Source organism: Paraburkholderia phytofirmans OLGA172 (assembly GCF_001634365.1).
In the GTDB taxonomy this organism is placed as follows: Bacteria; Pseudomonadota; Gammaproteobacteria; order Burkholderiales; family Burkholderiaceae; genus Paraburkholderia.
Genome location: NZ_CP014578.1, coordinates 849,120 through 873,077, shown reverse-complemented (window position 1 = coordinate 873,077; position 23,958 = coordinate 849,120). Strand labels below are relative to the sequence as shown.

23 protein-coding genes, 1 other RNA gene and 1 riboswitch are annotated in these 23,958 nt (G+C 61.7%); of the genes, 12 read left to right on the top strand and 12 right to left on the bottom strand.

The window, feature by feature from the left end; all coding sequences use genetic code 11:
• Nucleotides 1-6: 6 nt before the first annotated feature.
• Complete coding sequence (locus AYM40_RS03750) at nucleotides 7-1,920, bottom strand: TonB-dependent receptor domain-containing protein (protein ID WP_063495051.1); 1,914 nt, start codon at nucleotides 1,918-1,920, stop codon at nucleotides 7-9.
• A gap of 90 nt (nucleotides 1,921-2,010) precedes the next feature.
• A riboswitch (cobalamin riboswitch) is annotated at nucleotides 2,011-2,268 on the bottom strand.
• A gap of 207 nt (nucleotides 2,269-2,475) precedes the next feature.
• On the opposite strand from AYM40_RS03750, the gene AYM40_RS03745 reads away from it, so the two are divergent.
• The 5 genes from AYM40_RS03745 (at nucleotide 2,476) to AYM40_RS03725 (ending at nucleotide 4,925) form a co-directional block, all read left to right on the top strand.
• Nucleotides 2,476-2,832 carry a hypothetical protein gene (locus AYM40_RS03745; RefSeq protein ID WP_063495050.1) on the top strand — a complete coding sequence of 119 codons (357 nt, stop codon included), beginning with the start codon at nucleotides 2,476-2,478 and terminating at the stop codon, nucleotides 2,830-2,832.
• Nucleotides 2,829-3,143, top strand: a complete 315-nt coding sequence (locus AYM40_RS03740; RefSeq protein ID WP_063495049.1) for a cell division protein ZapA — start codon at nucleotides 2,829-2,831, stop codon at nucleotides 3,141-3,143. The genes AYM40_RS03745 and AYM40_RS03740 overlap by 4 nt, the downstream gene beginning before the upstream one ends.
• Nucleotides 3,144-3,253: 110 nt before the next feature.
• A non-coding RNA gene (gene ssrS / locus AYM40_RS03735) (6S RNA) lies at nucleotides 3,254-3,435 on the top strand.
• Nucleotides 3,436-3,538: 103 nt separating this feature from the next.
• Nucleotides 3,539-3,997, top strand: a complete 459-nt coding sequence (locus AYM40_RS03730; RefSeq protein ID WP_063495048.1) for an EVE domain-containing protein — start codon at nucleotides 3,539-3,541, stop codon at nucleotides 3,995-3,997.
• A 196-nt stretch (nucleotides 3,998-4,193) separates the two neighbouring features.
• Nucleotides 4,194-4,925, top strand: coding sequence for an SIMPL domain-containing protein (locus AYM40_RS03725; RefSeq protein WP_063495047.1), 732 nt, complete (start codon nucleotides 4,194-4,196; stop codon nucleotides 4,923-4,925).
• Between the two features lie 93 nt (nucleotides 4,926-5,018).
• Here the strand turns inward: AYM40_RS03725 and lgt are convergent, their stop codons facing one another.
• Together lgt and AYM40_RS03715 are read right to left on the bottom strand one after the other, a co-directional pair.
• Nucleotides 5,019-5,924 (bottom strand): prolipoprotein diacylglyceryl transferase, encoded by a 906-nt coding sequence (gene lgt, locus AYM40_RS03720; RefSeq protein ID WP_063495046.1) that lies wholly within the window; start codon nucleotides 5,922-5,924, stop codon nucleotides 5,019-5,021.
• A gap of 133 nt (nucleotides 5,925-6,057) precedes the next feature.
• A complete protein-coding gene (locus AYM40_RS03715; protein ID WP_063495045.1) occupies nucleotides 6,058-7,038 on the bottom strand; it encodes a LysR family transcriptional regulator in 981 nt (326 codons plus the stop codon).
• Nucleotides 7,039-7,253: 215 nt separating this feature from the next.
• Here AYM40_RS03715 and ilvD point away from each other — a divergent pair, with 215 nt between their 5' ends.
• On the top strand, nucleotides 7,254-8,927 hold the full coding sequence (gene ilvD, locus AYM40_RS03710) for a dihydroxy-acid dehydratase (protein ID WP_063495044.1): 1,674 nt from the start codon (nucleotides 7,254-7,256) through the stop codon (nucleotides 8,925-8,927).
• 182 nt (nucleotides 8,928-9,109) lie between these two features.
• Nucleotides 9,110-9,451: a c-type cytochrome gene (locus tag AYM40_RS03705; RefSeq protein ID WP_063495043.1), complete on the top strand. Its 342-nt coding sequence runs from the start codon at nucleotides 9,110-9,112 to the stop codon at nucleotides 9,449-9,451.
• A 69-nt stretch (nucleotides 9,452-9,520) separates the two neighbouring features.
• Here the strand turns inward: AYM40_RS03705 and AYM40_RS03700 are convergent, their stop codons facing one another.
• The 3 genes from AYM40_RS03700 to AYM40_RS03690 form a co-directional block, all read right to left on the bottom strand.
• Nucleotides 9,521-10,240 (bottom strand): DUF2486 family protein, encoded by a 720-nt coding sequence (locus tag AYM40_RS03700; protein ID WP_063495042.1) that lies wholly within the window; start codon nucleotides 10,238-10,240, stop codon nucleotides 9,521-9,523.
• Nucleotides 10,241-10,333: 93 nt separating this feature from the next.
• Nucleotides 10,334-10,750 carry a DNA polymerase III subunit chi gene (locus tag AYM40_RS03695; protein WP_063495041.1) on the bottom strand — a complete coding sequence of 139 codons (417 nt, stop codon included), beginning with the start codon at nucleotides 10,748-10,750 and terminating at the stop codon, nucleotides 10,334-10,336.
• A gap of 52 nt (nucleotides 10,751-10,802) precedes the next feature.
• The gene (locus AYM40_RS03690) at nucleotides 10,803-12,359 is read right to left on the bottom strand and encodes a leucyl aminopeptidase (protein WP_063495040.1); all 1,557 of its coding nucleotides are present in this window, start codon (nucleotides 12,357-12,359) and stop codon (nucleotides 10,803-10,805) included.
• Nucleotides 12,360-12,496: 137 nt separating this feature from the next.
• Here AYM40_RS03690 and lptF point away from each other — a divergent pair, with 137 nt between their 5' ends.
• Genes lptF through AYM40_RS03675 form a run of 3 tightly spaced genes read left to right on the top strand, consistent with a single transcriptional unit; the run spans nucleotide 12,497 to nucleotide 15,138 of the window.
• On the top strand, nucleotides 12,497-13,594 hold the full coding sequence (gene lptF, locus AYM40_RS03685; protein ID WP_063495039.1) for an LPS export ABC transporter permease LptF: 1,098 nt from the start codon (nucleotides 12,497-12,499) through the stop codon (nucleotides 13,592-13,594).
• Nucleotides 13,595-13,597: 3 nt separating this feature from the next.
• Nucleotides 13,598-14,746, top strand: a complete 1,149-nt coding sequence (gene lptG / locus AYM40_RS03680; RefSeq protein ID WP_063495038.1) for an LPS export ABC transporter permease LptG — start codon at nucleotides 13,598-13,600, stop codon at nucleotides 14,744-14,746.
• A gap of 11 nt (nucleotides 14,747-14,757) precedes the next feature.
• Nucleotides 14,758-15,138 carry a sirohydrochlorin chelatase gene (locus AYM40_RS03675; protein WP_063495037.1) on the top strand — a complete coding sequence of 127 codons (381 nt, stop codon included), beginning with the start codon at nucleotides 14,758-14,760 and terminating at the stop codon, nucleotides 15,136-15,138.
• Between the two features lie 53 nt (nucleotides 15,139-15,191).
• Here the strand turns inward: AYM40_RS03675 and cobA are convergent, their stop codons facing one another.
• The 6 genes from cobA to AYM40_RS03645 all read right to left on the bottom strand — a co-directional run bounded on the left by cobA (nucleotide 15,192) and on the right by AYM40_RS03645 (nucleotide 21,412).
• A complete protein-coding gene (gene cobA / locus AYM40_RS03670) occupies nucleotides 15,192-15,944 on the bottom strand; it encodes a uroporphyrinogen-III C-methyltransferase (protein ID WP_063497823.1) in 753 nt (250 codons plus the stop codon).
• 73 nt (nucleotides 15,945-16,017) lie between these two features.
• On the bottom strand, nucleotides 16,018-17,331 hold the full coding sequence (locus AYM40_RS03665; RefSeq protein WP_063495036.1) for a sulfate adenylyltransferase subunit 1: 1,314 nt from the start codon (nucleotides 17,329-17,331) through the stop codon (nucleotides 16,018-16,020).
• An 18-nt stretch (nucleotides 17,332-17,349) separates the two neighbouring features.
• Nucleotides 17,350-18,312 (bottom strand): sulfate adenylyltransferase subunit CysD, encoded by a 963-nt coding sequence (cysD, locus tag AYM40_RS03660; RefSeq protein ID WP_063495035.1) that lies wholly within the window; start codon nucleotides 18,310-18,312, stop codon nucleotides 17,350-17,352.
• A gap of 115 nt (nucleotides 18,313-18,427) precedes the next feature.
• Entirely contained in the window at nucleotides 18,428-19,174 is a 747-nt protein-coding gene (locus AYM40_RS03655) for a phosphoadenylyl-sulfate reductase (protein ID WP_063495034.1), read from the bottom strand.
• A complete protein-coding gene (locus tag AYM40_RS03650) occupies nucleotides 19,171-19,710 on the bottom strand; it encodes a DUF934 domain-containing protein (RefSeq protein WP_063495033.1) in 540 nt (179 codons plus the stop codon). The genes AYM40_RS03655 and AYM40_RS03650 overlap by 4 nt, the downstream gene beginning before the upstream one ends.
• A gap of 22 nt (nucleotides 19,711-19,732) precedes the next feature.
• Nucleotides 19,733-21,412: a nitrite/sulfite reductase gene (locus AYM40_RS03645; RefSeq protein ID WP_063495032.1), complete on the bottom strand. Its 1,680-nt coding sequence runs from the start codon at nucleotides 21,410-21,412 to the stop codon at nucleotides 19,733-19,735.
• Between the two features lie 234 nt (nucleotides 21,413-21,646).
• Between AYM40_RS03645 and AYM40_RS03640 the strand changes: the two genes are divergently transcribed.
• Entirely contained in the window at nucleotides 21,647-22,588 is a 942-nt protein-coding gene (locus AYM40_RS03640) for a CysB family HTH-type transcriptional regulator (RefSeq protein ID WP_063495031.1), read from the top strand.
• Between the two features lie 33 nt (nucleotides 22,589-22,621).
• Entirely contained in the window at nucleotides 22,622-23,782 is a 1,161-nt protein-coding gene (locus AYM40_RS03635; RefSeq protein ID WP_063495030.1) for an ABC transporter substrate-binding protein, read from the top strand.
• Nucleotides 23,783-23,958 lie beyond the last annotated feature (176 nt).

The following is a 23,958-nucleotide window of genomic DNA, read 5'->3' as shown; positions in this document are numbered from 1 at the left end:
CGTTCGTCATTGCTGCTGCCAACCAACCGTGACATACGCACCCCGCCGCGGCGAGTTATATGAGTAGGCCGTTTCATAGTCCTTGTTCAACACGTTCTGGATCTGCGCGGCGACGTACCACGCCTTCGTGATGCTGTAGCGCGCCGACAGATTGACCACACCGTAGCCGCCCAGCGTGCCGCTGCTGTCTTCACGGGTGCCGCTGACGATCCACTCGCCGCCGACACGCCACCCGGCGATACTGCGATTCACCGCCAGCGACGCGAAGTGCCGGGCACGCCGCACGAGATCGGTATCGCTATCGAGGTCGACGGGATTTTGCAGCGTCACCGACGCACGCATATCCGTCTTGCCGACATGGCCGCTCCACGATCCTTCGAGCCCCTGCACCTTCGCACGGCCGACGTTCTCGGCCAGATAAATGCCAGGCGAGACCTGCGGGTAGTCGATCAGATTCGAATACCGCGTCTGGAACGCACTCAGACGCATCACGCCAAGCGCATTCGAGGCGTACTGCAACGCTGCTTCGATCGAATGGCTGCGCTCCGGCTGGATCGACGGATTACCGCTGTACGGATAGTACAGATCGTCGAAGCTCGGCGCGCGAAACGAATCCGAGTAGCTTGCGGTCGCCTTCCAATGCTCGCTGATGTCGAAGCCGTAGCCGAGATAGTAACTGTTCGCCCCGCCGAAATCGGAATACTGATCGCGCCGCAGATTGGCCTGAACCTGGTTGCGCCCGAAGCGCCCCGTATAACCGACAAAGCCCGAATCCACATGCCGGTCGGGCGCCGCGAAGGTATCCGAGTCGAGGCTCTGATCCAGATGCTCATAGCCGACCTGCAGGTTCTGCTGCGCGGCGAACGCGAAATCGTTTTGCCACGTGTACTGCCGGTTGTCGGTGTCGAAGCGGCCGTTGTAGATGCCGTTGGTATTCGACACGCTGCGGTCGTCGCCTTCGGCAACGATGAAGTGCGTGGTCCACCAGTCGGTCAGCTTGCCGTTCGCGAACACCGACACCTGGCGCACTTTGGTGTACAGGTTGTTTAGATCGGTGGGCAGGCCGTATGCGTTGTCGTAGCTGTTATTGCCGTTCGACTGGAGATACGTGACGCCCGCGTCCCATTTGTCGTTGAACTTGTGGCGCAGCGAAGCCGAGATGCTTTCGTTCAGATAGCCGTTTGCGTTTGGATTCGCGTTGGGCGCCTCTGCCGGATTGAGCGACGAGAAGCCGTCGTCTTTCGAGCGCGCGAGCGAGATGCTGAAGGTCGTCTTGCCGTCTTGATCCAGCGCGCCGTTCACGCCCATCTGCTGCGTCTGCGTGTGATAGCTGCCATAGCCCACCGAAAAATTGAAGCGTGGCGGATGCTCGCCGCCGTCTTTCGTGAAGACCTGTACCACGCCGCCAATTGCGCCCGAACCGTATAACGCGGACACGTTGCCGTTCACCACTTCGACGCGGTCGATCTGGTCGAGCGGAATCTGCGCGAGTTGCGGCGCGCCCAGGCTCACCGAATCGACCCGCACGCCGTCGATCAGCAAAAGCGATTGCGTCGACGATGCGCCGCGCAGAAACAGGCTCGCCGTTGAACCCGGTCCACCGGTGCGCGAAATCTGCGCACCGGGCGCGAGTTGCAGCAGACCGGGCAAATCGGTCGCAGTCGTATCGGCGATGTCCTGCTGGTCGAACAGCGTGGTCTGCGGGATCGCATCGGCGAGCGGTTGCGGCCCGCGTTCCGCGCTGACTACAACGGGCGACAACAGCGTGGGTGACGGACCGGCAGACCCCGTATCGGCAGATGAAGATGAAGACGGCGAAGAAGAAGAAGAAGAAGAAGAAGAAGAAGCAGCTTGCGCATGCGCGACGAGCGGCAGGCTCGCAAAGGCGAGCAACGCCGCGCGAGCGATAGGGGACAACATGGGATGACATTCCTGTGGATAGCGTGCTCGGCCCGCTTCCCCGCAGGCCGATGCGTAACGAGGCGGCCGCGCTGTTTAACGTTTGCGTGCGGACGACCCTCTCCCTCTGGCCGGTATCCGGGCTGGCGACACATCGATCCCGCCTTCCCACGCGTGACGCGCAGTGGCACACTCGCGTGTTCAGCTTCGAACACGCGATCAGGATCGACCTGCATGACGAATGCGGTCGCTTACCGTTGCGGGGGCAGCGCAGGTTCGCGCGTTCAGGCGAGACGCGCGCCCTGCTTCCCGTTTAACTGCGCGCACTGTGGAAAAGCGCGCGCGGGCACCAGAGTGCGGCCAGTTTAGGAGCGGCCCTCGGGTCCGTCAAGAATGGTTAGGCCGTGCGCAATCTGATCTGTTATGTGCAGGCTATTGTCCGATGCGCGTGGTGCTTTTCATCATATGGTCGATAAAAGCCTGCATAAAGCGATGTTGTTACGTCTCGAAACGAGACAATTGTCGGAACCTGCGACATTCCGCGCTAAAATGCAATGTCTTTAGAGGACGCAGCAGATGCTCACCGAACTCGAAACACTTTCACAAAATATCGGCAAGCTGATCGCGATCAGCCAACGCCACAATGAAGCGCGGCTCGCGCTCGAAGATCAGCTCGCTCAAACGCGTGCCGAAGCAGAGGCCACGCGCACTGAACTCGCGTTGATGCGTGAGGAGCGCGATGCACTGCAGGCGGAACGCGACGCGCTGTCGGCAAAGATCGACGACGCACAGGTCCGCCTGAATGCGATCCTCGAAAAGCTGCCGCGGGCTCGCGCGCACAACGAGCCGGACAATCAGCTCGATCTGCTCGAGACCGCGCCGCATGAGGTCGAAGCGGAGAGCGACGTCACCCGCCATGGAGAAAATGCATGACCACCAAGCAGATCGAAGTATCGATTCTCGGCGTGCCCTATCGCCTCGCCTGCTCGCCGGAAACTGAAGGCGCGCTGCTCGAAGCGGTGGCACGCGTCGACGCCGAGATGTCGAAGATCCGCAATAGCAGCAACGTACGCGGCACGGATCGCATTGCCGTCATGGCTGCGCTGTCGCTGGCATCGGAACTGCTTAAGCTGCAAACGAGCGTGCGACACGGGGAAGCATTTCCCGCGGAAGAAATCCGGCGTACAATGCACCAAATGAACGAACAACTGGGTACTGTGATTCAGCAGTACAGCATGCAGTAAGTACCCAGCAGTCTCGAACAGTTTCAAGTGGCCGGTCCTGAGATCGGCTACGGATTCAAGCGGAATGCATGAGCGAAGGCTCATGCAAGCGATTGAGTTCAATCGGTTTGACTTCCCTGCCTGGTTCGCCAAGGTCATATATTCCTTGAACCAATGCCATGTGCACGGTTGTGGAAATTTGTAGCACGGGTGTGCGCGTCACTCTGTCTGATGTACCCGAAGTGCTGCTAACTGCGACCAATTCTGAACCCCCGGTTCAGGATGCCGGCCTAGCGGCTAAGGCGGGGACCTTATTCAAAACGGCATCGGACTTCGGTTCGGTGCCGTTTTTCTTTGGGCCTCGATTTTTCTTGCTGCATCAAACCCGTAACGTTCACTCACGTTCAATTCGATTCATGCGCTACTGGCTAATGAAGTCCGAACCGGACGAAGCAAGCATCGACCATCTCGCTCAGGCACCGCAGCACACATTGCCGTGGACTGGTGTGCGCAACTATCAGGCGCGCAACTTCATGCGCGACATGATGCAGGTCGGCGACGGCGTGCTGTTCTATCACTCGAGTTGCCCTGAGCCGGGCATCGCCGGGCTCGCGGAGGTATCGTCCACCGCCTATCCGGATCCGACTCAGTTCGACAGGAAGAGTCCCTACTACGACCCGAAGTCGTCGCAGGAAACGCCGCGCTGGCTACTCGTCGATGTGGTGTTCAAGAAGAAGATTCCGTTGATTCCGCTTGCGGCGCTGCGCGAGCATGAGGAATTGAAGGACATGCGCGTGCTCGCCAGAGGCAACCGCCTGTCGATCACGCCGGTGACCGAAGCCGAATGGCGCTTCATCACCAAACGTCTTGTTTGACGATGCGTACGCACATGCGACCCGTGCTCGGTTGAGTCATGCGCACATCTGTGCGCGGATGAAAGCAAACCTTGAGCGAACGTGAAATTAGGGAACCAAGCTCAGGTTACAAGCGCCTAACGGACTCGCAAACGTTGTGCCATTGCATGGCGTTCGCTCCAATCGTGCACAACCTGTTCAAGCAAGGAGTCCAAGCATGACGAAAAACACCACACGTGCACTCGCGCTCGCTCTCATATGCGCCGCCCCTGCCGCGCTCGCGCTGACACCGGCCATGGCCCGCGCGCAGAGCGTCACGCAGTATCAGCCGGCGGGCGTACTGTCGCTGAATGCGCAGGCAAGCGCGGAAGTGCCGCAAGACGTCGTCAATATCACGCTGTTCTACGAGCAAGAAGCGAGCGATCCGTCCGCGCTCACCTCCACGCTGAATCAGCGCGCCGATGCGGCGCTGCAAAAAGCCAAGGGGCTGAACGGTGTAACGGCCCGTACCGGTTCCTTCTCAATCTACCCGTCCACCGATCGTGACGGCCGCATTTCCGCATGGCGCGGCCGTACTGAAGTTGTGCTCGAATCGCACGACTTCGCCGCGGCGTCGAAACTCGCAGGCCAGATGGCATCGATCATGCAGGTCGGCAACGTGCAGTTCTCACTATCGCCTGAAGCACAGCGTGCCGCGGAGCAGAAGCTCACCGGTGAAGCCATCAAGTCGTTCCGCGAGCAAGCCGCTTCGTCGGCGCAGGCATTCGGCTACAACGGCTATTCGATTCGTGAGGTCAACGTCGGGCACAACGGCGTCATGCCTCGCCCAATGATGATGATGAGCGCGCGTGCCATGAGCGCCGATGCGAAGGCATCCGCGCCGGTACCGCTCGAAGGCGGAACGTCGACCGTGACGGTCAACGTGTCGGGCTCGGTGCAGATGAAGTAACACGATTGCCGCTTGAAATACCGCTGAAAAGGAAAAAGCCACGTCATGCTGTGGCTTTTTTTCATTGGCTGATCACTACGATAAGCGCAGTGCTCAGTTCGCGCTAACCGCCTGCGCCGATTCTCGCCGCGCACGGCGATAGGACCAAATCAGCATGCCGATGCCCACGAGGATCATTGGCAGCGAGAGCCATTGGCCCATCGAGAGGCCCATTGCCAGAAGCCCAAGGAAGTCGTCCGGTTCACGCGCGAATTCCACCGTGAAGCGCGCGAGGCCGTAGCCGATCAGAAACACCGCGGAAATCGCGCCCATCGGCTTCGGCTTGCGCGAGAAGAAGAACAGCACGAAAAACAGCGCCACGCCTTCGAGCGCAATCTCATACAACTCCGACGGATGACGTGGCAGCATGTGATATTGCGCGAACACTTCGTTCAGATGCCATTGCGCGGCCAGTTGCGGATGCGCGGTGAGCCACCCCGCGTCGTCCGGCGCGGCGCCTGGAAACAGCATCGCCCACGGCGCCGACGGATCGGTCACACGCCCCCACAACTCGCCGTTGATAAAGTTGCCGAGACGTCCTGCCGCGAGCCCGGTCGGCACCATCGGCGCAACGAAATCGGTGACCTGGAGCCATGAGCGTTTGCGTTGATACGCGAACAGCACCATCGCCAAGGTCACGCCGAGGAAGCCGCCGTGAAACGACATGCCGCCTTCCCACACCTTGAAGATGTCGAGCGGATGCGCGAAGTAAAAGCTCGCCTTGTAGAACAGCACATAGCCGAGCCGGCCGCCGAGAATCGTTCCGAGCACGCCGTAAAACAGCATGTCGTCGATATCTTTAGCGGTCCAGCCTTGCGCGGCGACATACGGCAAACGCAGCCGCAACCGGCCGACGACGATCGCCGCGATGAACGCAACGAGGTACATCAGTCCATACCAGCGCACAGCGAGCGGCCCCAGATGAATGGCAACGGGGTCGAAATTCGGGTGAATGAGCATCGTGTTGTTATGGGCAGTTCAGGTTCAGAAGCGGATTTCTAGTCGATTTTCAAGTAGCAACCGGCGGCTTGCGCACCATGCGGCGCCTGCGTTGGACGGTTCGGTTTGCAATGCGTTCGCGCCAGCGTCGAGCCTAAACACGGGAATCAGCGAACTGCGCTTCGACGACGGCATGCGCTCGCACGATCTCGATGAAGCCGGCCAACACCGGACTCACCTCCGCCGTGCGCCAGACCAGTCCCGTCTCGATCGCCGGCACAGATTCGGAGAGCGGCCGGTACACGACGCCGGTGCGGCGCAGGTTACGTAACGATTGCGGCACCAGTGCGACACCCATTCCGGCCGACACGAGGCTCACGATCGTCTGCATCTGGATCGCCTCCTGGCCGACCCGGGGTGCAAGGCCCGCCACGCCGTAGCAATCCATAATGATGTCATAAAAGCCTGGTGCCAAACGTCTTGGGAAGATCACGAGCGGCTCGTCGGCGACGTCGCGCAAGCTGATCGGCGTGTCCAGCCACTCCGCGTGCGGGTCGGCCTTGGACCCCGCGGCGCTGCCGGCGCGCACCGCCGTTTCCGTCGACATCGCGATCACCAGCGGCTCGCGGGCAATCGGCAGCCACGAGAGCTGGGTGGCATGGCGCGACGGCAGCGGCGCGATCACGAGGCCTGCATCGATGCGCCCGGCCACCAGTTCGTCGACCTGCACGTCGCTGGTGGCTTCGGTCAGTTCGAGGCGCACCCGTGGATGGCGCGCGCCGAAATCGCGCAACAGCAACGGCAGCAGGCCGTAATCGGCCGTCGAGACGAAGGCCAGCGACAGCACCCCCGCCTCGCCTCGCGCGAGGCTCTGCGCCAACGGCCGCAGGCCCTCGGCGCTCGCCAGCAGGCGCTGAACCTCGGGCAACAGATCGGCACCCACCGGTGTGAGTTCGACCGAGCGCTTGGTGCGCGCGAACAACTCGACGCCGAGTGTCTCCTCCAGCGCCCGAATCGCCTGCGACAACGGCGGCTGCGTCATGGAAAGGCGCGCGGCCGCTCGCCCGAAGTGTTTTTCTTCGGCGACGGTCACGAAATAGCGCAACTGGCGCAGGTCAGGAATGGCAGGCAGCATAATTAATACATTTTACGACCTAATAGAGCCTGAATAATATATTGGACACGCGCTTCGCAAAACTGCATCCTTGCGCGACGCGTCGGAACTAAACTGAACTGACGCGCCGGCCGAACCCGCCGGCAACGCATTGGCAGCGCAGGCGCGGCCCCTGCGGCAACACCTGAGCCCCGAACACGCAGCACAGATCAAAACAAAACCGATTGGAGTTCCCTATGGCATACAACCGTCGTTCGAAGAACATCACGCAAGGCGTGGCGCGCTCACCGAACCGCTCGATGTACTACGCACTCGGCTACGAAAAGGCCGACTTCGACAAGCCGATGATCGGCATCGCCAACGGCCACTCGACCATCACGCCATGTAATGCCGGCCTGCAGCGTCTGGCCGACGCAGCGGTCGCCGCGGTCAAGGGCGCCGACGCGAATCCGCAGATCTTCGGCACGCCGACTATCTCGGACGGCATGTCGATGGGCACCGAAGGCATGAAGTACTCGCTGGTGTCGCGCGAGGTCATCTCCGACTGTATCGAGACGTGCGTGCAGGGCCAGTGGATGGACGGCGTGGTCGTGATCGGCGGCTGCGACAAGAACATGCCGGGCGGCATGATCGGCATGTTGCGCACCAACGTGCCGAGCATCTACGTGTATGGCGGCACGATCCGACCGGGCAACTGGAAGGGCACCGACCTGACCATCGTGTCGTCGTTCGAAGCCGTGGGCGAATTCACGGCCGGCCGGATGTCGCAGGAAGATTTTGAAGGGGTCGAAAAGAACGCATGCCCGTCCACGGGTTCGTGCGGCGGCATGTACACCGCCAACACGATGAGCTCGTCGTTCGAAGCGCTGGGCATGTCGCTGCTGTACTCGTCGACGATGGCGAATCCCGACCAGGAAAAAGTCGACTCGGCAGCCGAATCGGCACGCGTGCTGGTCGAAGCGGTCAAGAAGGATCTGAAGCCGCGCGACATCGTCACGAAGAAGTCGATCGAAAACGCCGTGGCCGTCCTGATGGCGACGGGCGGCTCGACCAACGCGGTGCTGCACTTCCTCGCCATCGCGCATGCGGCGGAAGTGGAATGGAGCATCGAAGACTTCGAGCGCATGCGCAAGAAAGTGCCGGTGATCTGCAACCTGAAGCCGTCGGGCCAGTTCGTCGCGACCGATCTGCATAAGGCGGGCGGCATTCCGCAAGTCATGAAGATTCTGCTCGACGCAGGCCTGCTGCACGGCGATTGCATGACGATCACCGGCAAGACGATCGCTGAAGAACTGAAGGACGTGCCGAGCAAGCCGCGCGCCGATCAGCAAGTAATCTTCCCGATCGAACAGGCGCTGTACAAGGAAGGGCACCTCGCCATCCTGAAGGGCAACCTGGCGGTTGACGGCGCGGTCGCCAAGATCACCGGCCTGAAGAACCCGGTCATCACGGGCCCAGCCCGCGTGTTCGACGATGAGCAAAGCGCGCTGGAAGCCATTCTGGCCGACAAGATCGTCGCCGGCGACGTGGTGGTGCTGCGCTACCTCGGTCCGAAGGGTGGCCCTGGCATGCCGGAAATGCTCGCGCCGACCTCGGCGATCATCGGCAAGGGTCTCGGCGAAAGCGTCGGCCTGATCACCGACGGCCGCTTCTCGGGCGGCACATGGGGCATGGTGGTCGGTCACGTCGCGCCGGAAGCATTCGTGGGCGGCACGATCGCGTTCGTGCAGGAAGGCGACTCGATCACGATCGACGCACACAAGCTGCTCCTGCAGCTGAACATCGACGACGCCGAACTGCAGCGCCGCCGCGCCGCATGGCAACAGCCGAAGCCGCGTTACACGCGTGGCGTGCTGGCGAAGTACTCCGCGTTGGCGCTGCCGGCCAACAAGGGTGCAGTGACGGGCTAAGCGCACATCGGGCACGCGCTGATTCGCCTCGCTTCCTCGGGGCGAATCAGAAGCACCGCTCGACGCTACATAAGCGATCCACGCTACGTAAAAGCGCAATGGGGCGCACGGGAAACCGTGCGCCCCATTCCTTTTATAATGCGTGCACTACGAGTCGGGCACCTGCGCCGGCGGAGACCAGAATGAAATCAACGTCGTATGCGGCGCTTGCAGCGGCCGGCGTGCTGAGCGCTACGTTAGGCGCCGGCAGTCCCGCGGCGCACGCGGAGGCCTCCGCGGGCCTCGCGCTTGCCCAGCAGCAGAACTGCATGAGTTGCCACTCGGTGACGCGCCCATTCATGGGACCGGCGCTGCATGACGTCGCCGCGCAATATGCCGGCCGCGAAGATGCCGCCGCCTATCTGAAGCACAAGATTCTGGACGGCAGCACGGGCGTGTGGGGCCGGGTGGCGATGCCCGCGAATACGCAACTCACGCCCGATCAGGCGGCTACGCTGGCGAACTGGGTGATGACCCTTAAATAATTGACGCTTGAAGAAGACTCAAATGAAAGCGGTGGGCGCGCCCGGATAAAGGTGCGCCTCCTGCCATGCTCAAGCGCTGCCCGAGCGCCGCGCGACCTCCTGATCGGCCGCTTCCCTTACCCAGCCGGTCAATTCAGTCTCCAGAGCCAGCGCCACTTCGCGCGTGATCTGGTTGACGAGCCACGAAGTGTGATCCTGCAACGCCTCGCGACAGCGTGCTTCGATGATGCCGCGCCCCTCGCCCGTCAGAAAACCCACGAACCGTCCGCGCAGACGTTCGGCGATAACGTCGGCATCGAGATTCGGCTGCGGCTGTGCAAGTGTTTCGTAAGCGATATCCGGTGGCACGATCGCGCCCGCCTCGATCGGCGCATGCGGTTCAGCCCGATCGAAGACACCCGCTGACGGCGCGAAGGCCGGCTCATGTCCGCGCCGGTGATCGGCCGCGTGGTGTGCCCTCGAGCGTTTTTTCGGATGAGCCGGCTCCGCCGGATGCGCCTGCTCTGACACATGCGTGGGCTCCGGCGCGAGCGTCGGCTCCTGCCGCGCGTGCAACGTTTCCGGTGCAGGCGCGGGTTCTGGCTCGTGCCCGGATTCTGGAGTAAGGACCGGCTCAGGCTCACGCCTCGGCTCCGGCGCAAGCACCGGTTCTCGCACAGTCTCAGGATCAGATACCGGCTGCGTAGCCGGCGCCACCGCGCCGCCCGGCGCAGGACGTGCCTCGGCAGGCTTGCCCGGTACGAGAACCTCGTTTAGAACCGGGATCGAACTATCGTTAGGATCGGACACGCGCACTCTCCGTGTTTGAGTCCAAGCTGAAGCAGGCCGCGCACGCGTCGAATCCATCCGACAAAACACCACGCGGCACAGGCGGAACGAGACCTAGCTGCCTTGCTTGTAGTTGTTCAAAGCATAGCCGCGATCGCGATAGAAACGATAGCGTTCGCGGCCCGCCGCGAGTTCAGCGTGTGCGTTGCCGACCACTTCCAGCAATCTTTCGAAGCGCGCGAATTGCGCCGGCACCGCGGCGCCGAGGTTGAGCAGCACCTGATGGTGCGGCACATCATCGAGGCTCGAAGCCAGCACGATTGGCGTTTGCGCGGCTAGCGGCGAGCCCGCCATGCAGTGCGGCACGAAGTCGAGTGGCGAGAACGTCCACAACTGTTCGTCGAAAGCCCGGAGGCGCTCGGGCTCGGCCAGTACGATGGTCGGCTGGCCCGCCTGATACGCCTTGCGGATCAGGCGGCAGGCATACAGCAGCGAATCGCCGACGTTCGAGTGAAAATCGATTCTCGTCATCGGCGGCTCCGCTTTGCTTCTGCAGTGACGCCCGCAACCTTACTGCAACGCGTCATTGTGCAGCGCGACCGTCCGCGGCCCCGCCGTCCGCGGCCCGACCGTCAGCGGCCCTGTCGATCAGGAACTGCGCGAGCAACGGCACCGGACGGCCGGTCGCCCCCTTCGCCGCGCCGCTCTTCCATGCGGTGCCGGCGATGTCCAGATGCGCCCACGGATACGCGTCAGTGAAGCGCGACAGGAAGCACGCCGCCGTCACGCTGCCCGCCGGACGGCCGCCGATGTTGGCGAGGTCCGCGAAGTTCGATTTCAGCTGCTCCTGATACTCCTCGTCGAGCGGCATGCGCCAGGCCGGATCGGATGCTTCACGCGATGCATCGAGCAGTTCGCCCGCCAGCGCGTCGTCTTTCGAGAACAGACCGCTGTTGTGATGACCCAGCGCGATGATGCAGGCGCCCGTGAGCGTGGCGATGTCGATCACCGCTGCCGGCTTGAAGCGCTCGGCATAGGTCAGCGCGTCGCACAGGATCAGCCGGCCTTCGGCGTCCGTGTTCAGCACTTCGATCGTCAGGCCCTTCATGCTGGTGACGATGTCGCCCGGCTTGGTGGCGGTGGCCGACGGCATGTTCTCGACGGCCGGGATGATGCCGACCACGTTGATTTTCAGGCCCATTTCGGCGACGGCGCGCAACGTGCCGAGCACCGAACCGGCGCCGCACATGTCGTACTTCATCTCGTCCATGCCTTCGCCCGGCTTGAGCGAAATGCCGCCGGTGTCGAACGTGACACCCTTGCCGACCAGCACCACCGGCGCGGCCTTCGCGGCGCCGCCGTGGTACTGCAGCACGATGAACTGAGCCGGTTCGACCGAGCCCGCCGTGACCGACAGGAACGAGCCCATCTTGAGTGCCTCGCACTGCTTCTCGCCCAGCACTTCGACTTTCAGCTTCCAGTCTTTGGCGAGCTTCTTCGCGGTGTTGGCAAGGTAGGTCGGCGTGCAGACGTTGCTCGACAGGTTGCCGAGGTCGCGCGTCAGATCCATGCCGTTGGCGAGCGCGGCGCCCTGCTTGGCCGCAAGCTTGGCGGCCTTCTCGTCGCCCGTATTGACGCTGAACACGATGCGCTTCAAGGCGCGCGCCGCGTTGTCCGGCTTGCTCTTCATCTGCGTGAAGCGGTAGGTCAGCTCGCGCAGCGCGAGAATCGCGGCGCGCACGCCCCAATCGGCCGTGCGCTCGAGGATCGGCAGCTGGGCGAGCGTGAAGGTGACCTGGACGATCTTGGTGCCGAGCAGCGCGCGCCAGGCGGCCCGCACGGCTTCGCCGTAGGCTTTCTGGCTGAAAGCATCCTGCTTGCCGAGCCCGACCAGCAGCACGCGCGAAGCGCCGATGCCTGAGACTTCGTGCAGGAACAGCGTGGTACCGGCCTTGCCGTCCATGTCGCCGGCCTTGATGATGCGGGTCAGGAGGCCCTTGGTAGCCGCGTCGATCTCCAGCGCAGCGCCCGAGAGCGTTTGCGACTCGAACACGCCGATTACGATGCAATCGGATTTCCCGGTCAGGAAACCGTTTGACGAGCCTTTGGTCCAATCACAGGCTTTTATGCTAAAGTCCATCGCGCTTGTCCTCGGATAAAATCTGGGCTTAGGATGAAAGCCGCAATTATCCGCTATTTTTCCCGCGGCGGCTGCACCGGAGGCGTAAAGGGAAACAACCCGCGCGTCACTGAGAGCGCCCCCTCTCCTCACCAATAATGATCTTCGAACGCTCCCTCCAGCGCGAACTCGCGTATACGGCTGGTGCCGTGTTCATGGTTCTCCTCACGCTCGTGCTGACGACGATGATGATCCGCATCGTCGGCCTCGCCGCCTCGGGGGAGATCGATCCGCGCGACGTGCTGGTCCTGATCGGCCTGACCGTGATCGGCTACCTGGCCATCATGCTCGTCGCGACCCTGTTCGTGTCGATTCTGTTCGTCCTGACCCGCTGGTACAAAGACTCCGAGATGGTCGTCTGGCTCGCCTCGGGTGTCAGCTTGACCCGCTTCATCAAGCCGATCGGCATCTTCGCCACGCCGATCATCATTCTCATCATGTTCTTCGTGTTCGTCGGCTGGCCGTGGTCGAACCAGCAGAGCAAGCTGCTGCGCGCGCGTTTCCAGCAGCGCGACGAAGTCTCGCTCCTCGCGCCGGGCCAGTTCCGCGAATCGGCTGCCAGCCACCGGGTGTTTTTCATCGAGAAGATGTCGCCCGACCAGGCGCGCGTCGAGAACGTGTTCGTGACCAGCACGGAAAACGGCAAGCTCAACGTGGTCGTGTCGAAGACAGGCCACACCGAAATACACAAGAACGGCGACCGCTTCGTCGTGCTGGAAAACGGCCGCCGCTATGACGGCGAACCGGGCCACCCCGATTTCCGCATCATGGAATTCGAACGCTACGGGGTGAAGATCCAGAGCCAGCCGGTGATCAATACGCCGACTACGACCGGTTTGTCCACCCCCGCGCTGCTGCGCAATCCGACCAACGATAACCTCGCCGAATTCGCGTGGCGCGCGGGCCTGCCGCTGATCGCGATCAACCTGATGCTGCTGGCGATTCCGCTTGCGCATCAGAACCCGCGGCGCAGCCGCACAATCAATCTGGTGATGGCTGTCCTGATCTATCTGACGTATTCGAATCTGTTGAACGTGGTCCAGTCGTGGATCGAGCAAGGCAGGATGTCGTTCGGGGTTGGACTGGTCGGCCTGCACATTATCGTGGCGGCGATCGTCGTGTTCATTTTCTGGCTGCGCGTGCGCAACCGGCCGCTATTCACGCGGGCGATGTTCAGCCGTTCGCAGGGGGCCTGACCGATGCGCATCTATGAAAAGTACTTCGCGCGTCAGGTCTACCTCACGTTCGTCTTTATTCTGTTCGCGTTCTCGGGTCTGTTCTTTTTCTTCGACCTGATCAACGAACTGAACTCCGTCGGCCACGGCAACTACAAGTTCCAGTACGCGGTGCTGCGCGTCGCATTGCAAACACCGTCGCGCTTCTACGAAATCATTCCGGTGGCTGCGTTGATCAGCGCGATCTACGTGTTCGCGCAAATGGCGGCGAACTCCGAGTACACGATTTTCCGCGTGTCCGGCCTCGCCACCAATCAGGCACTGCGCTCGCTCATGAAGATCGGCATTCCGCTGGTGTTCCTGACTTATATCATCGGCGAAGTGGTCGGTCCGTACACGGATCAGTTGTCGGAACGCGTGCGGCTCGAGGCACTGGGGTCGTCGGTATCGAGCAACTTCGAGTCGGGCGTCTGGGTGAAGGACACGCTCACCGCGCGCGCGGACGGCGAACAGGTGACGCGCTTCGTGAATGTCGGCGAATTGAAGCCGGACGCGACGATCAGCAACGTGCGGATTTACGAATTCGATTCGAAGTTCCGTTTGTCCAATGTGCGGATCGCCCAAAGCGGCAGGTACCAGCCACCGGGCCACTGGCAACTGACCGGCGTGACCGACACACAACTGATCGACGTGCCCCCTCCTCCGGGCACGCCGTCCGATGCGTTGAATCCGGTGTATCGCGCAAAGCAGGTGGCGCTGCCCGAATATTCGCTGCGTTCGGAACTGACGCCGCAAATTCTGTCGGTGCTGCTGGTGTCGCCGGACCGGATGTCGATGTTCAATCTGTTCCGCTACATCCAGCATTTGACCGAGAATCACCAGGACACACAGCGATATGAAATTGCGCTGTGGCGCAAGCTGCTGTATCCGTTTGCGGTGTTCGTGATGCTGGTGCTGTCACTGCCGTTTGCGTATCTGCATACGCGCGCCGGCGTGGTCGGCGTGAAGGTTTTCGGCGGGATTATGCTGGGGATGAGTTTCCAGCTGTTCAACACGCTGTTCTCGCATATTGGCACGTTGAATACGTGGCCCGCGCCGTTGACTGCGGCTACGCCCGGGCTGGTTTATCTGGTGCTTGGCCTGGTCGGGTTGAAGTGGGTGGATCGCCATTAGGAGCCTTCGTCATGGCTGCGCATGGGCTTGTTCTGTTTGGACACGGCGCGAGGGATGCGCGCTGGCGGGAACCGTTTGAGAGGCTTGCCGAAAAGGTGCGGGCTGCCCGCCGTTCTGATGCTGGCGCTGGGCCGGTTTTGCTGGCTTTTCTTGAGTTGATGGAGCCGGATTTGCCTACTGCTGTGGGTTCTCTCGTCTCCGGCGGGTGTGCTGTTGTGACTGTTGTGCCGGTGTTTTTTGGGCAAGGCGGGCACGTCAGGAAGGATCTTCCTGCGGTGATCGAGCGGTGTCGCGGGTTGTATCCGTCTGTCGAGATCAAGTGCGCTGTTGCCGTTGGCGAGGATGAATCTGTGTTGGACGCTGTCACAGAATATTGCCTTCGGCAGGTTTGATTTCTTTTTGGCACTCGCGGTGCTTTGGTTGTACACCCGCGGTGTTGGCCTTTTTAAGCCGCGACTAAAAGCCCATCCGCGGAGCGGCCCACCTGCTGCCGGGCAGCAAAAGCCTCCCCGATCATCAAAAGACTAGGCTGCGACGCATCAAGCCACTGCTGAGCCTCGCCACACGCGAGCGCCGAAAGCGTGAGAGTGAGCGTCCGCTCGCGAGCCGTACTACACGCTTCGACAATTGCCACGGGAGTCGCGCCATCTCGCCCGGCGTCAATCAATTGCTGAGCGATTTCAGGCCCACTGTCCCGCCCCATATAGAACACGAGCGAATCAGCATTTACCTGCTCACGAATTGCCTCAGTATCAGCCGCCCGGCTATGCGTAGCCAACGCCACGCTCCGTGACACACCCCGAAGCGTCAAAGAACGCTTCAACGAAGCCGCACTAGCCAGCGCAGCCGTAATCCCGGGCACCACCTCATACTCGATCCCCGCAGCCTCAAGCGCCCGCATCTCCTCATCGGCACGCCCAAACAACATCGGATCGCCGCCCTTCAGGCGCACCACGACATCGTGCTCCAAAGCCGCATCCACGATCTGCTTGTTGATGAACTGCTGCGCCGTCGAAAGCTGACCACACCGCTTGCCCACCGCAATCCGCCGCGCATGAGCAGGCGCATAATCGAGCATCGCCGGCTCAACCAGCGCGTCGTGCAACACCACATCCGCCATGCCGAGCAGCCGCGCGCCGCGCACCGTGATGAGATCCGCGGCCCCTGGCCCCGCACCGATCAGATACACCTTACCCATTCGCCTTAACCCCATTCGTCCGGTTCGTGCAAAACCCAAAGCGCGACGGCGCGCCAAACACCCAGTCAACGACTCACGCCGAAAACGCCCGGATCATCCCAGCCGCGACGGTGTGATGCGTCGCTTCGTCGATCAGCACGAACGCGCCCGTGCCCTGATGCGAGTCGTACACGTCGCACACCAGCGGCTTTTGCAACGTCAGCGACACGCGGCCGATGTCGTTCATCGTCAGGTCCTTGCGATCGGTCGCCTGCGACAGCGTATGCACGTCGAGCACTTCCTTGATCGAACCGATCCGCGCGAACACCGTGTTGGTGGTCTGCTTCAACAGATACTTGCGTTGCGTCGACAGCGGTGTGTCGTCGAACCAGCACAGGTCGGCTTCCAGCTTCTTCGCCGGCTCCGGCGCTGCTTCGCGCAGCACGAAGGTATCGCCACGCGACACGTCGACGTCTTCCGCCAGGCGGATCGTCACGGTTTGACCGGCAAACGCGCGGTCCACCGCCGCCGTACCGCCCGTCACCGGCGCGATGATCTCGGCAACCGTCGCTTCGCGGTTCGCGGGCAACACGACGATGGTGTCGCCAACCTTCACCTCACCCGCTTCGACACGGCCCATATAGCCGCGGAAATCGTCAGCCTGGCTGCCGTCCTGACGCGCCACCCATTGCACCGGGAAACGCAGCGCCTGGCCCGTCGGAACTTCGACCGGCAAGGCTTCGAGCAAATCGAGCAGCGGCTCGCCCGCGTACCACGGCATGCTTTCGCTAGCCGTCACGATGTTGTCGCCCTTGAGCGCCGACACCGGCACGAAACGCACGTCGTCCAGACCCAGTTGACGCGCGAGTTCGACATACGCATCGCGAATCTCGTTGAAGCGCGCCTCGCTGTAGTCGACGAGGTCCATCTTGTTGATCGCGACAATCGCGTGCTGCAAGCCGAGCAGCTTCACAATCGCGCTATGACGCTTGGTTTGCGGCAGCAGTTGCGCGACGCCGTCGACGAACGTCACACGCGTTGCGTCGACCAGAATGATCGCCGCATGCGCCGTCGATGCGCCCGTCACCATATTGCGCGTGTACTGCTCGTGACCCGGCGTGTCGGCGATGATGAACTTGCGCTTTGCCGTTGCAAAGTAACGGTATGCGACGTCGATCGTGATGCCCTGCTCACGTTCGGCTTCGAGGCCATCGGTCAGCAGCGAAAGATCGATTTCGTCGCCAACGGTACGCTTATTCTTCGCGCGCGACAGCGCCGAGAGTTGATCGGAAAGCACAGCCTTGCTGTCGTACAGCAGGCGGCCGATCAACGTGCTCTTGCCGTCGTCGACGCTGCCCGCGGTAATAAAACGCAGCACGCCGAGGTCTTCTGGTTGATGAATATTCATTTGCATTACCCCGTGTGCTTAGAAATAACCTTGCTTCTTACGCTGTTCCATCGCGGCTTCGGAGACCTGATCGTCCATCCGCGTCGCGCCGCGTTCCGTGATTTCGGTCACGGCCGTTTCGGCGATGATCTTCTCGAGATCATCCGCATCGCTTTCCACCGGGCACGTGCAGCTGATATCGCCCACGGTGCGGAAACGCACCAGCGCGGTTTCGCTGGTCTCGCCTTCACGCATCGGCGTGAGCGGCGTGACCGGCACGAGCAGGCCGTTGCGGCGCACGATCTCGCGCTGATGCGCGTAATAGATCGACGGCAATTCGAGCTGTTCGCGGGCGATGTATTGCCACACGTCGAGTTCGGTCCAGTTCGAGATCGGGAACACGCGCAGGTGTTCGCCGTTGTGCAGACGCGCGTTATACAGGCTCCACAGCTCCGGACGCTGAGCCTTCGGGTCCCATTGGCCGAATTCGTCGCGGAACGAGAAGATCCGTTCTTTCGCACGTGCCTTTTCTTCGTCGCGTCGCGCGCCGCCGATCAACGCGGTGTACTCATGTTCCGCGATCGTTTCGAGCAGCGTCACGGCTTGCGCAGCGTTGCGCGAATCCAGTTCGCGACGCAGACGCACGGTGCCGCGCTTGATCGAATCTTCAACGTGGCCCACCACCAGTTCGGCGCCGATCTCTTTCGCGCGGCGATCGCGGAAGTCGATCACTTCGTCGTAGTTGTGACCGGTGTCGATATGCACGAGCGGGAACGGCAGCACGGTCTTGCGATTCGCGCCAATGCCGAAGGCCTTCAGTGCGAGGTGCAACACCACGACCGAATCCTTGCCGCCCGAAAACAGCAGCGCAGGCTTGCTGCATTCGGCGACCAGTTCGCGCAGGATGTGAATCGACTCGGCTTCGAGCCAATCGAGGTGGTCCATCCGGTTCGCCGTGTTGGCAAGCGGTGCATTCACAGTGGAATCGAGCGTGGTGCTCATGTTTGGGTCCTTCGTTGATTCGCCTGGGCGGGCGCTTGCTCGCCCAGGCGAAAGTATTCAAATCGGTATCTGCGGCGTTCAAGCTAAAAACCAAGGCCTGAACCGCCTGAATGCTTTATGCCGAAACCTTTTCGCTGCTGCTGACGGGGATCGGCGTAATCGTCGTGATGTGCAGTCCGCATTCCTTCGTATCGCGCGACTCCCACCACCAGCGCCCCGCCCGGCTGTCTTCACCGGGACGGATCGCGCGGGTACAAGGCTCGCAGCCGATGCTCGGGTAACCGCGCGCATGCAGCGGATTGACCGGCACATTCAACGTTTTCAGATAGTCCCACACTTCAGCTTCGGTCCAGTCCGTCAGCGGATTGAACTTGGCGATGTTGCGCGCGGCGTCGTGTTCTTCCTCATGCAGCTCGGCACGCGTCACCGACTGCTCGCGGCGTTGGCCCGTCACCCACGCGCTGACGTCCGACAGCGCGCGGTTCAGCGGTTCGACCTTGCGGATTTCGCAGCAGCGCTTGCGCAGATCGACGCTTTCATAGAAGGCGTTCAGACCGTGCGAGCCGACATATTCTTCAACCGCGGCCGCTTGTGGATGAAACTGCTCGATATCGTAACCGTAGCGCTCTTTCACGCGATCGAGCATGCCGAGCGTTTCCGCGTGCAGACGGCCGGTGTTCAGCGAGAAGATGCCGATCTTCACGCCACGCGACAGAATCGCGTGGGTGAGCAGCATGTCTTCCGCTGCGAGGCTGCTGGCGAGCTTGACGTTCGCGTGACGCGCGGCGATCGAATCGAGCAGCGCATTAAGGCGCTCGACCTTCGCGGCGAGTTCCGGCGTGAGCGATTGGGCGTCGCTCATGCCGAGGCCTTTGCCGGTTCGCCCGCTTCACGGCGGCGGAACAGCGGCGACGAGTTCACCGCGCCCTGATAGTTGAAGCTGAATTCGTCGAACGCCTTGAGCGCGTCGTCGAAGTCTTTATCCGAACGCAATGCGTAAGCGTCGAAGCCGCAGCGGAACATAAACGTCAACTGATCGCGCAGCACGTCGCCGATCGCGCGCAGTTCGCCCTTATAGCCATAGCGCTCGCGCAACAGGCGGCCGATGCTGTAGCCGCGGCCGTCGCGGAACACCGGGAAGTCCACGCCGATCAGCGCGATCGTGTCGAAGTCGCCGACGAGATCCGCCGGTTCGCTATCCGGCGCGAGCCACACGCCGATTTCAGCGGTGCTGCGCGAAGCGGTCAGCGCATCGCGCTCAGCCTGCCACAGCGCGAGCGGCACCAGCACTTTGCCGGCCGGCAAGGCATCGACTGCGGGCAGCGTGCCGTCTTCGGCGGCGCGGACCACCGTCCAGTCATCGTTGACGATCGCGCGGTTCTTGATGATAGAAGCCATCTGTTCAGTATCCTTTTCGCGGTTACGCGTGAGCCGGTTGGCGCGAGGCGTACACACGTTCCTTGAACGGGGTGATGCCGATGCGATTGTACGTTTCGACGAAGCGCTCGCCCTCAATGCGGTTTTCCACGAACGTATCGATCACCTTGCTGATCACGTCCGGCATTTCTTCCGCCGAGAACGACGGGCCGATCACGCGGCCGAGATGCGCGCCCGTGGCGCCCGTGCCCTGCTCGCCGCCGAGCGTCACCTGATACCACTCCGAACCGTCCTTATCGACGCCCAGAATGCCGATGTTGCCGACGTGGTGGTGACCGCAAGCGTTGATACAACCCGAGATGTTCAGCGACACGTCGCCAAGGTCGTACACGTAATCGAGATCGTTGAAACGTTCCTGAATCGCCAGCGCGATCGGAATCGACTTCGCATTCGCGAGCGAGCAGAAATCGCCGCCCGGGCACGCGATGATGTCGGTCAGCAAGCCGATGTTCGGCGTTGCGAAACCTTGCGCCTTGGCCTTTTCCCACAGCGCGAACAGGTCGCGCTTCTGCACGTTCGCGAGAATCAGGTTCTGTTCGTGCGACACGCGGATTTCGCCGAGCGAGTATTCGTCGGCCCAATCGGCGACCGCTTCCATCTGCGCGTCGGTGGCGTCGCCCGGGGCGATCGTGGTCGGCTTCAGCGACAGCGTGACGGACGAATAGCCCGTCACCTTGTGCGGACGCACGTTACGTTCGACCCAGCGCGCGAACGCACGGTTTTCCAGCAAATGCTTTTCGAACGATGCATCCGTGTCGGCCAGCTTTTCATACACCGGCGGCTGGAAGTATTGCGACACGCGATCCACTTCGGCTTGCGTCAGCGTCGAAGGACCGTCCTTCAGGTGTTGCCATTCTTCTTCCACTTGCGCCGAGAATTTCTCCGGGCTCAACGCCTTCACGAGAATCTTGATCCGCGCCTTGTACATGTTGTCGCGGCGGCCATAGCGGTTGTACACGCGCAGCACGGCTTCGCAGTAGGTCAGCAGATGTTGCCACGGCAAATCGCGGCGGATGATCGCGCCGATGATCGGCGTACGGCCCATGCCGCCGCCGGCCAGAATGTCGGCCACCAGCTCGCCCTGCTCGTTCTTCTTCAGATACACACCCATGTCGTGAATCTGCACGGCAGCGCGGTCTTCCTTCGAACCCGACACGGCGATCTTGAACTTACGCGGCAGCCACGCGAATTCCGGGTGGAACGTCGACCATTGGCGCAGGATTTCTGCCCACGGACGCGGATCGACCACTTCATCCGGGGCTACGCCCGCGAACTGGTCGGCCGTGATGTTACGAATACAGTTGCCCGAGGTCTGAATGCCGTGCATCTGGACGGCCGCAAGCTTGCGCAGGATTTCCGGCGTTTCTTCAAGCTTGATCCAGTTGTACTGGATGTTCGAGCGCGTCGAAAAGTGGCCGTAGCCGCGGTCGTGTTCGCGCGCGATCTGGGCCAGCACGCGCATCTGGTCGCTGCGCAGATTGCCGTACGGAATCGCGATGCGGTGCATGTACGCGTGACGCTGCAGGTACAGGCCATTCTGCAGACGCAGCGGACGGAACTCCTCTTCGCTCAATTCGCCCGACAAGCGGCGGCGAACCTGATCGGCGTATTGCACGACCCGCTCATCGACGATGGTCTGGTCGTACTGATCGTATTGGTACATTCGGGGACCCCAATTTTTTGCGTTACACACGGCGGTCCGGGGGCCGGCCACCCGGTTCCGCCGCGCTCCGGATACCTCCCTTTGTCAGCCCATGCGAGTCAGGGTTTAGACCCATCTCTCATTTGCTTATGACAAATACAGATATCCATATTGAAAAAGATGGACAGATCGTAATAAACTCCCCTTATATTTCAAACGACTAAAAAATTCTTTTTATATGCGGAGAGGTTATATATGAACCTGCATCAATTCCGCTTCGTCCGCGAGGCTGTGCGGCAGAATTTCAACCTGACCGAAGCGGCTAAAGCACTGTTTACAAGCCAGCCGGGCGTTTCCAAGGCGATCATCGAGCTGGAAGACGAATTGGGCGTCGAAATCTTCACACGACACGGCAAGCGCGTGCGCTCGCTGACCGAGCCGGGACGCATCATTCTTCAGTCGGTTGAGAAAATTCTGCAGGAGGTCGAGAGCCTCAAGCGGGTTGGTAAAGATTACGCGGCCCAGGATCAGGGCAATCTGGTGATCGCCGCCACCCACACACAGGCCCGCTACTCACTTCCGGCCGCTATCGCCGAGTTCAAGAAGCGCTTCCCGAAAGTTCACCTTTCAATCCTGCAGGGCAGCCCGACGCAGGTCGCCGAGATGGTGATCCACGACCAGGCCGATCTGGCCATCGCCACCGAAGCGATCGCCAACTATAAGGAACTGGTCTCGCTACCGTGTTTCCAGTGGCACCACGTCGCCGTGATGCAGCCGGATCATCCGCTGCTCGACCGCAAACTTTTATCGCTGGATGATCTGACCCAATATCCTTTGATTACGTACGACAACGCGTTCGCCGGCCGCACCAAGATCAACGAGGCGTTCCGCCTGCGCGGCCTGCATCCGGACATCGTGCTGGAGGCGATCGACGCCGATGTGATCAAGACCTACGTCGAACTGGGACTTGGCGTCGGCGTTATGGCGGACATCGCGTTCAACGCCGAGCGCGACCGCCATCTGCGCGCGATGCCGGTAGGCCACCTGTTCGGCAGCAACGTGACGCGGGTCGCGCTGAAACAGGGCGCGTATCTGCGCAGCTATGTGTATACGCTCGTCGAACTGCTGTCGCCGAGCATGAACCGCAGGCTGATCGAACAGGCACTCAAAGGCGAACACGAAACCTACGAACTTTGAACTGACCACGCTTCCCGCTACGGAGACCCATCGATGACGTCGTATAAGAAAAAAATCAGCGGCCTGGCCGCTCTCGGCGCGCTCTTGTTCGCCACCGCAGCACAGGCCGATATCAAGGTCGGCATCGACCTGTCGAGCACCGGCCCCGCGGCCGTGATCGGTATTACCAGCAAGAATGCGATGCTGATGTGGCCGGCCACGATCGCCGGTCAGAAAGCCGACTACATCTTCCTCGACGACGCTTCAGACCCGGGCAACGCGGTGCGCAACATCCGCAAGCTGATCAATGAAGATCACGTCGACGTGATCGTCGGCCCGAATATCACGCCAGCCGCGATGGCCGCGCTCGATCCGGTCGCCGAAAGCCAGACGCCGATGATCACGCTGATCGGCTCGGCGAGCGTGGTCGAACCGCAGGAAGGCAAGAAGGTCTGGGCCTACAAGATGGCGCAGACCGATAGCGCGATGGCCGACGTCATGACGCGCTACATGTCGAACCACAACGTGAAGACGGTAGGCTTCATCGGTTTCGCGGACGGTTACGGCGAAAGCTGGCTCAACGAGTTCAGCAAGTTCGCGGCCTTGCGGCATATTCAGCTGGTGGCCACCGAGCGCTACAACCGCACCGACGCCAGCGTCACCGGCCAGATCCTCAAGCTGATGGCCGCCAAGCCGGACGCGATCCTGATTGCCGGGGCCGGCACGCCGACCGTGCTGCCGCAGCGCACGCTGATCGAACGCGGCTTCAAAGGCCCGATCTATCAGACGCACGGCATCGCCACGCCCGAGTTCATCAAGCTGGGCGGCAAAGATGTGGAAGGCACGCTGTTCCCGACCCAGCCGGTCGTGGTCGCGCGCACGCTGCCGGCCGATCATCCGGCGAAGAAGGCGGCGCTCGCGTTCACCAACGAATACGAAGCGAAGTACGGTCCGGGCAGCGTCACGCAGTTCGCGGGCGATGCGGCAGGCGTGTACCCGCGTTTGCAGGATGCAGTCGCGCGTGCGTTGAAGACAGCGCAGCCGGGCACGCCGGCTTTCCGCGTTGCGTTGCGCGACGAACTGGAACACGCGCATGAACTGGTCGTGCCGAACGGCGTGGTCAATACGAGCCCGAAGGACCACGTCGGTCTGGATCAGCGCGCGAGCGTGATGGGCATCATCAGGAACGGCAAGTTCGTTTACCTGAGTCAGTGAGCATGGCATGCGCGGCGGGTTCCATCCCGGTTCAGCCGCGCGCATCGCACTGCCTACCGCCGCCGTCTGTCCGCCTGAATTTGCTGCAGGATTGGGCGGGATTGGCTGTGGTGCAAGTTCGGACGCACGGTGTATACCGTAAAAGATCACGCATAAATAAGGGAGAAGGCCGCGCA

Coding starts and splice junctions, on each gene's coding strand:
- AYM40_RS03650 (WP_063495033.1), bottom strand. CDS start 19,710: ATGGCTTCTATCATCAAGAACCGCGCGATCGTCAACGATGACTGGACG.
- AYM40_RS03730 (WP_063495048.1), top strand. CDS start 3,539: ATGCGCTACTGGCTAATGAAGTCCGAACCGGACGAAGCAAGCATCGAC.
- lgt (WP_063495046.1), bottom strand. CDS start 5,924: ATGCTCATTCACCCGAATTTCGACCCCGTTGCCATTCATCTGGGGCCG.
- AYM40_RS03655 (WP_063495034.1), bottom strand. CDS start 19,174: ATGAGCGACGCCCAATCGCTCACGCCGGAACTCGCCGCGAAGGTCGAG.
- AYM40_RS03640 (WP_063495031.1), top strand. CDS start 21,647: ATGAACCTGCATCAATTCCGCTTCGTCCGCGAGGCTGTGCGGCAGAAT.
- cysD (WP_063495035.1), bottom strand. CDS start 18,312: ATGAGCACCACGCTCGATTCCACTGTGAATGCACCGCTTGCCAACACG.
- ilvD (WP_063495044.1), top strand. CDS start 7,254: ATGGCATACAACCGTCGTTCGAAGAACATCACGCAAGGCGTGGCGCGC.
- AYM40_RS03690 (WP_063495040.1), bottom strand. CDS start 12,359: ATGGACTTTAGCATAAAAGCCTGTGATTGGACCAAAGGCTCGTCAAAC.
- AYM40_RS03740 (WP_063495049.1), top strand. CDS start 2,829: ATGACCACCAAGCAGATCGAAGTATCGATTCTCGGCGTGCCCTATCGC.
- lptF (WP_063495039.1), top strand. CDS start 12,497: ATGATCTTCGAACGCTCCCTCCAGCGCGAACTCGCGTATACGGCTGGT.
- AYM40_RS03715 (WP_063495045.1), bottom strand. CDS start 7,038: ATGCTGCCTGCCATTCCTGACCTGCGCCAGTTGCGCTATTTCGTGACC.
- AYM40_RS03645 (WP_063495032.1), bottom strand. CDS start 21,412: ATGTACCAATACGATCAGTACGACCAGACCATCGTCGATGAGCGGGTC.
- AYM40_RS03695 (WP_063495041.1), bottom strand. CDS start 10,750: ATGACGAGAATCGATTTTCACTCGAACGTCGGCGATTCGCTGCTGTAT.
- AYM40_RS03725 (WP_063495047.1), top strand. CDS start 4,194: ATGACGAAAAACACCACACGTGCACTCGCGCTCGCTCTCATATGCGCC.
- AYM40_RS03750 (WP_063495051.1), bottom strand. CDS start 1,920: ATGTTGTCCCCTATCGCTCGCGCGGCGTTGCTCGCCTTTGCGAGCCTG.
- cobA (WP_063497823.1), bottom strand. CDS start 15,944: ATGGGTAAGGTGTATCTGATCGGTGCGGGGCCAGGGGCCGCGGATCTC.
- AYM40_RS03745 (WP_063495050.1), top strand. CDS start 2,476: ATGCTCACCGAACTCGAAACACTTTCACAAAATATCGGCAAGCTGATC.
- AYM40_RS03635 (WP_063495030.1), top strand. CDS start 22,622: ATGACGTCGTATAAGAAAAAAATCAGCGGCCTGGCCGCTCTCGGCGCG.
- lptG (WP_063495038.1), top strand. CDS start 13,598: ATGCGCATCTATGAAAAGTACTTCGCGCGTCAGGTCTACCTCACGTTC.
- AYM40_RS03675 (WP_063495037.1), top strand. CDS start 14,758: ATGGCTGCGCATGGGCTTGTTCTGTTTGGACACGGCGCGAGGGATGCG.
- AYM40_RS03665 (WP_063495036.1), bottom strand. CDS start 17,331: ATGAATATTCATCAACCAGAAGACCTCGGCGTGCTGCGTTTTATTACC.
- AYM40_RS03705 (WP_063495043.1), top strand. CDS start 9,110: ATGAAATCAACGTCGTATGCGGCGCTTGCAGCGGCCGGCGTGCTGAGC.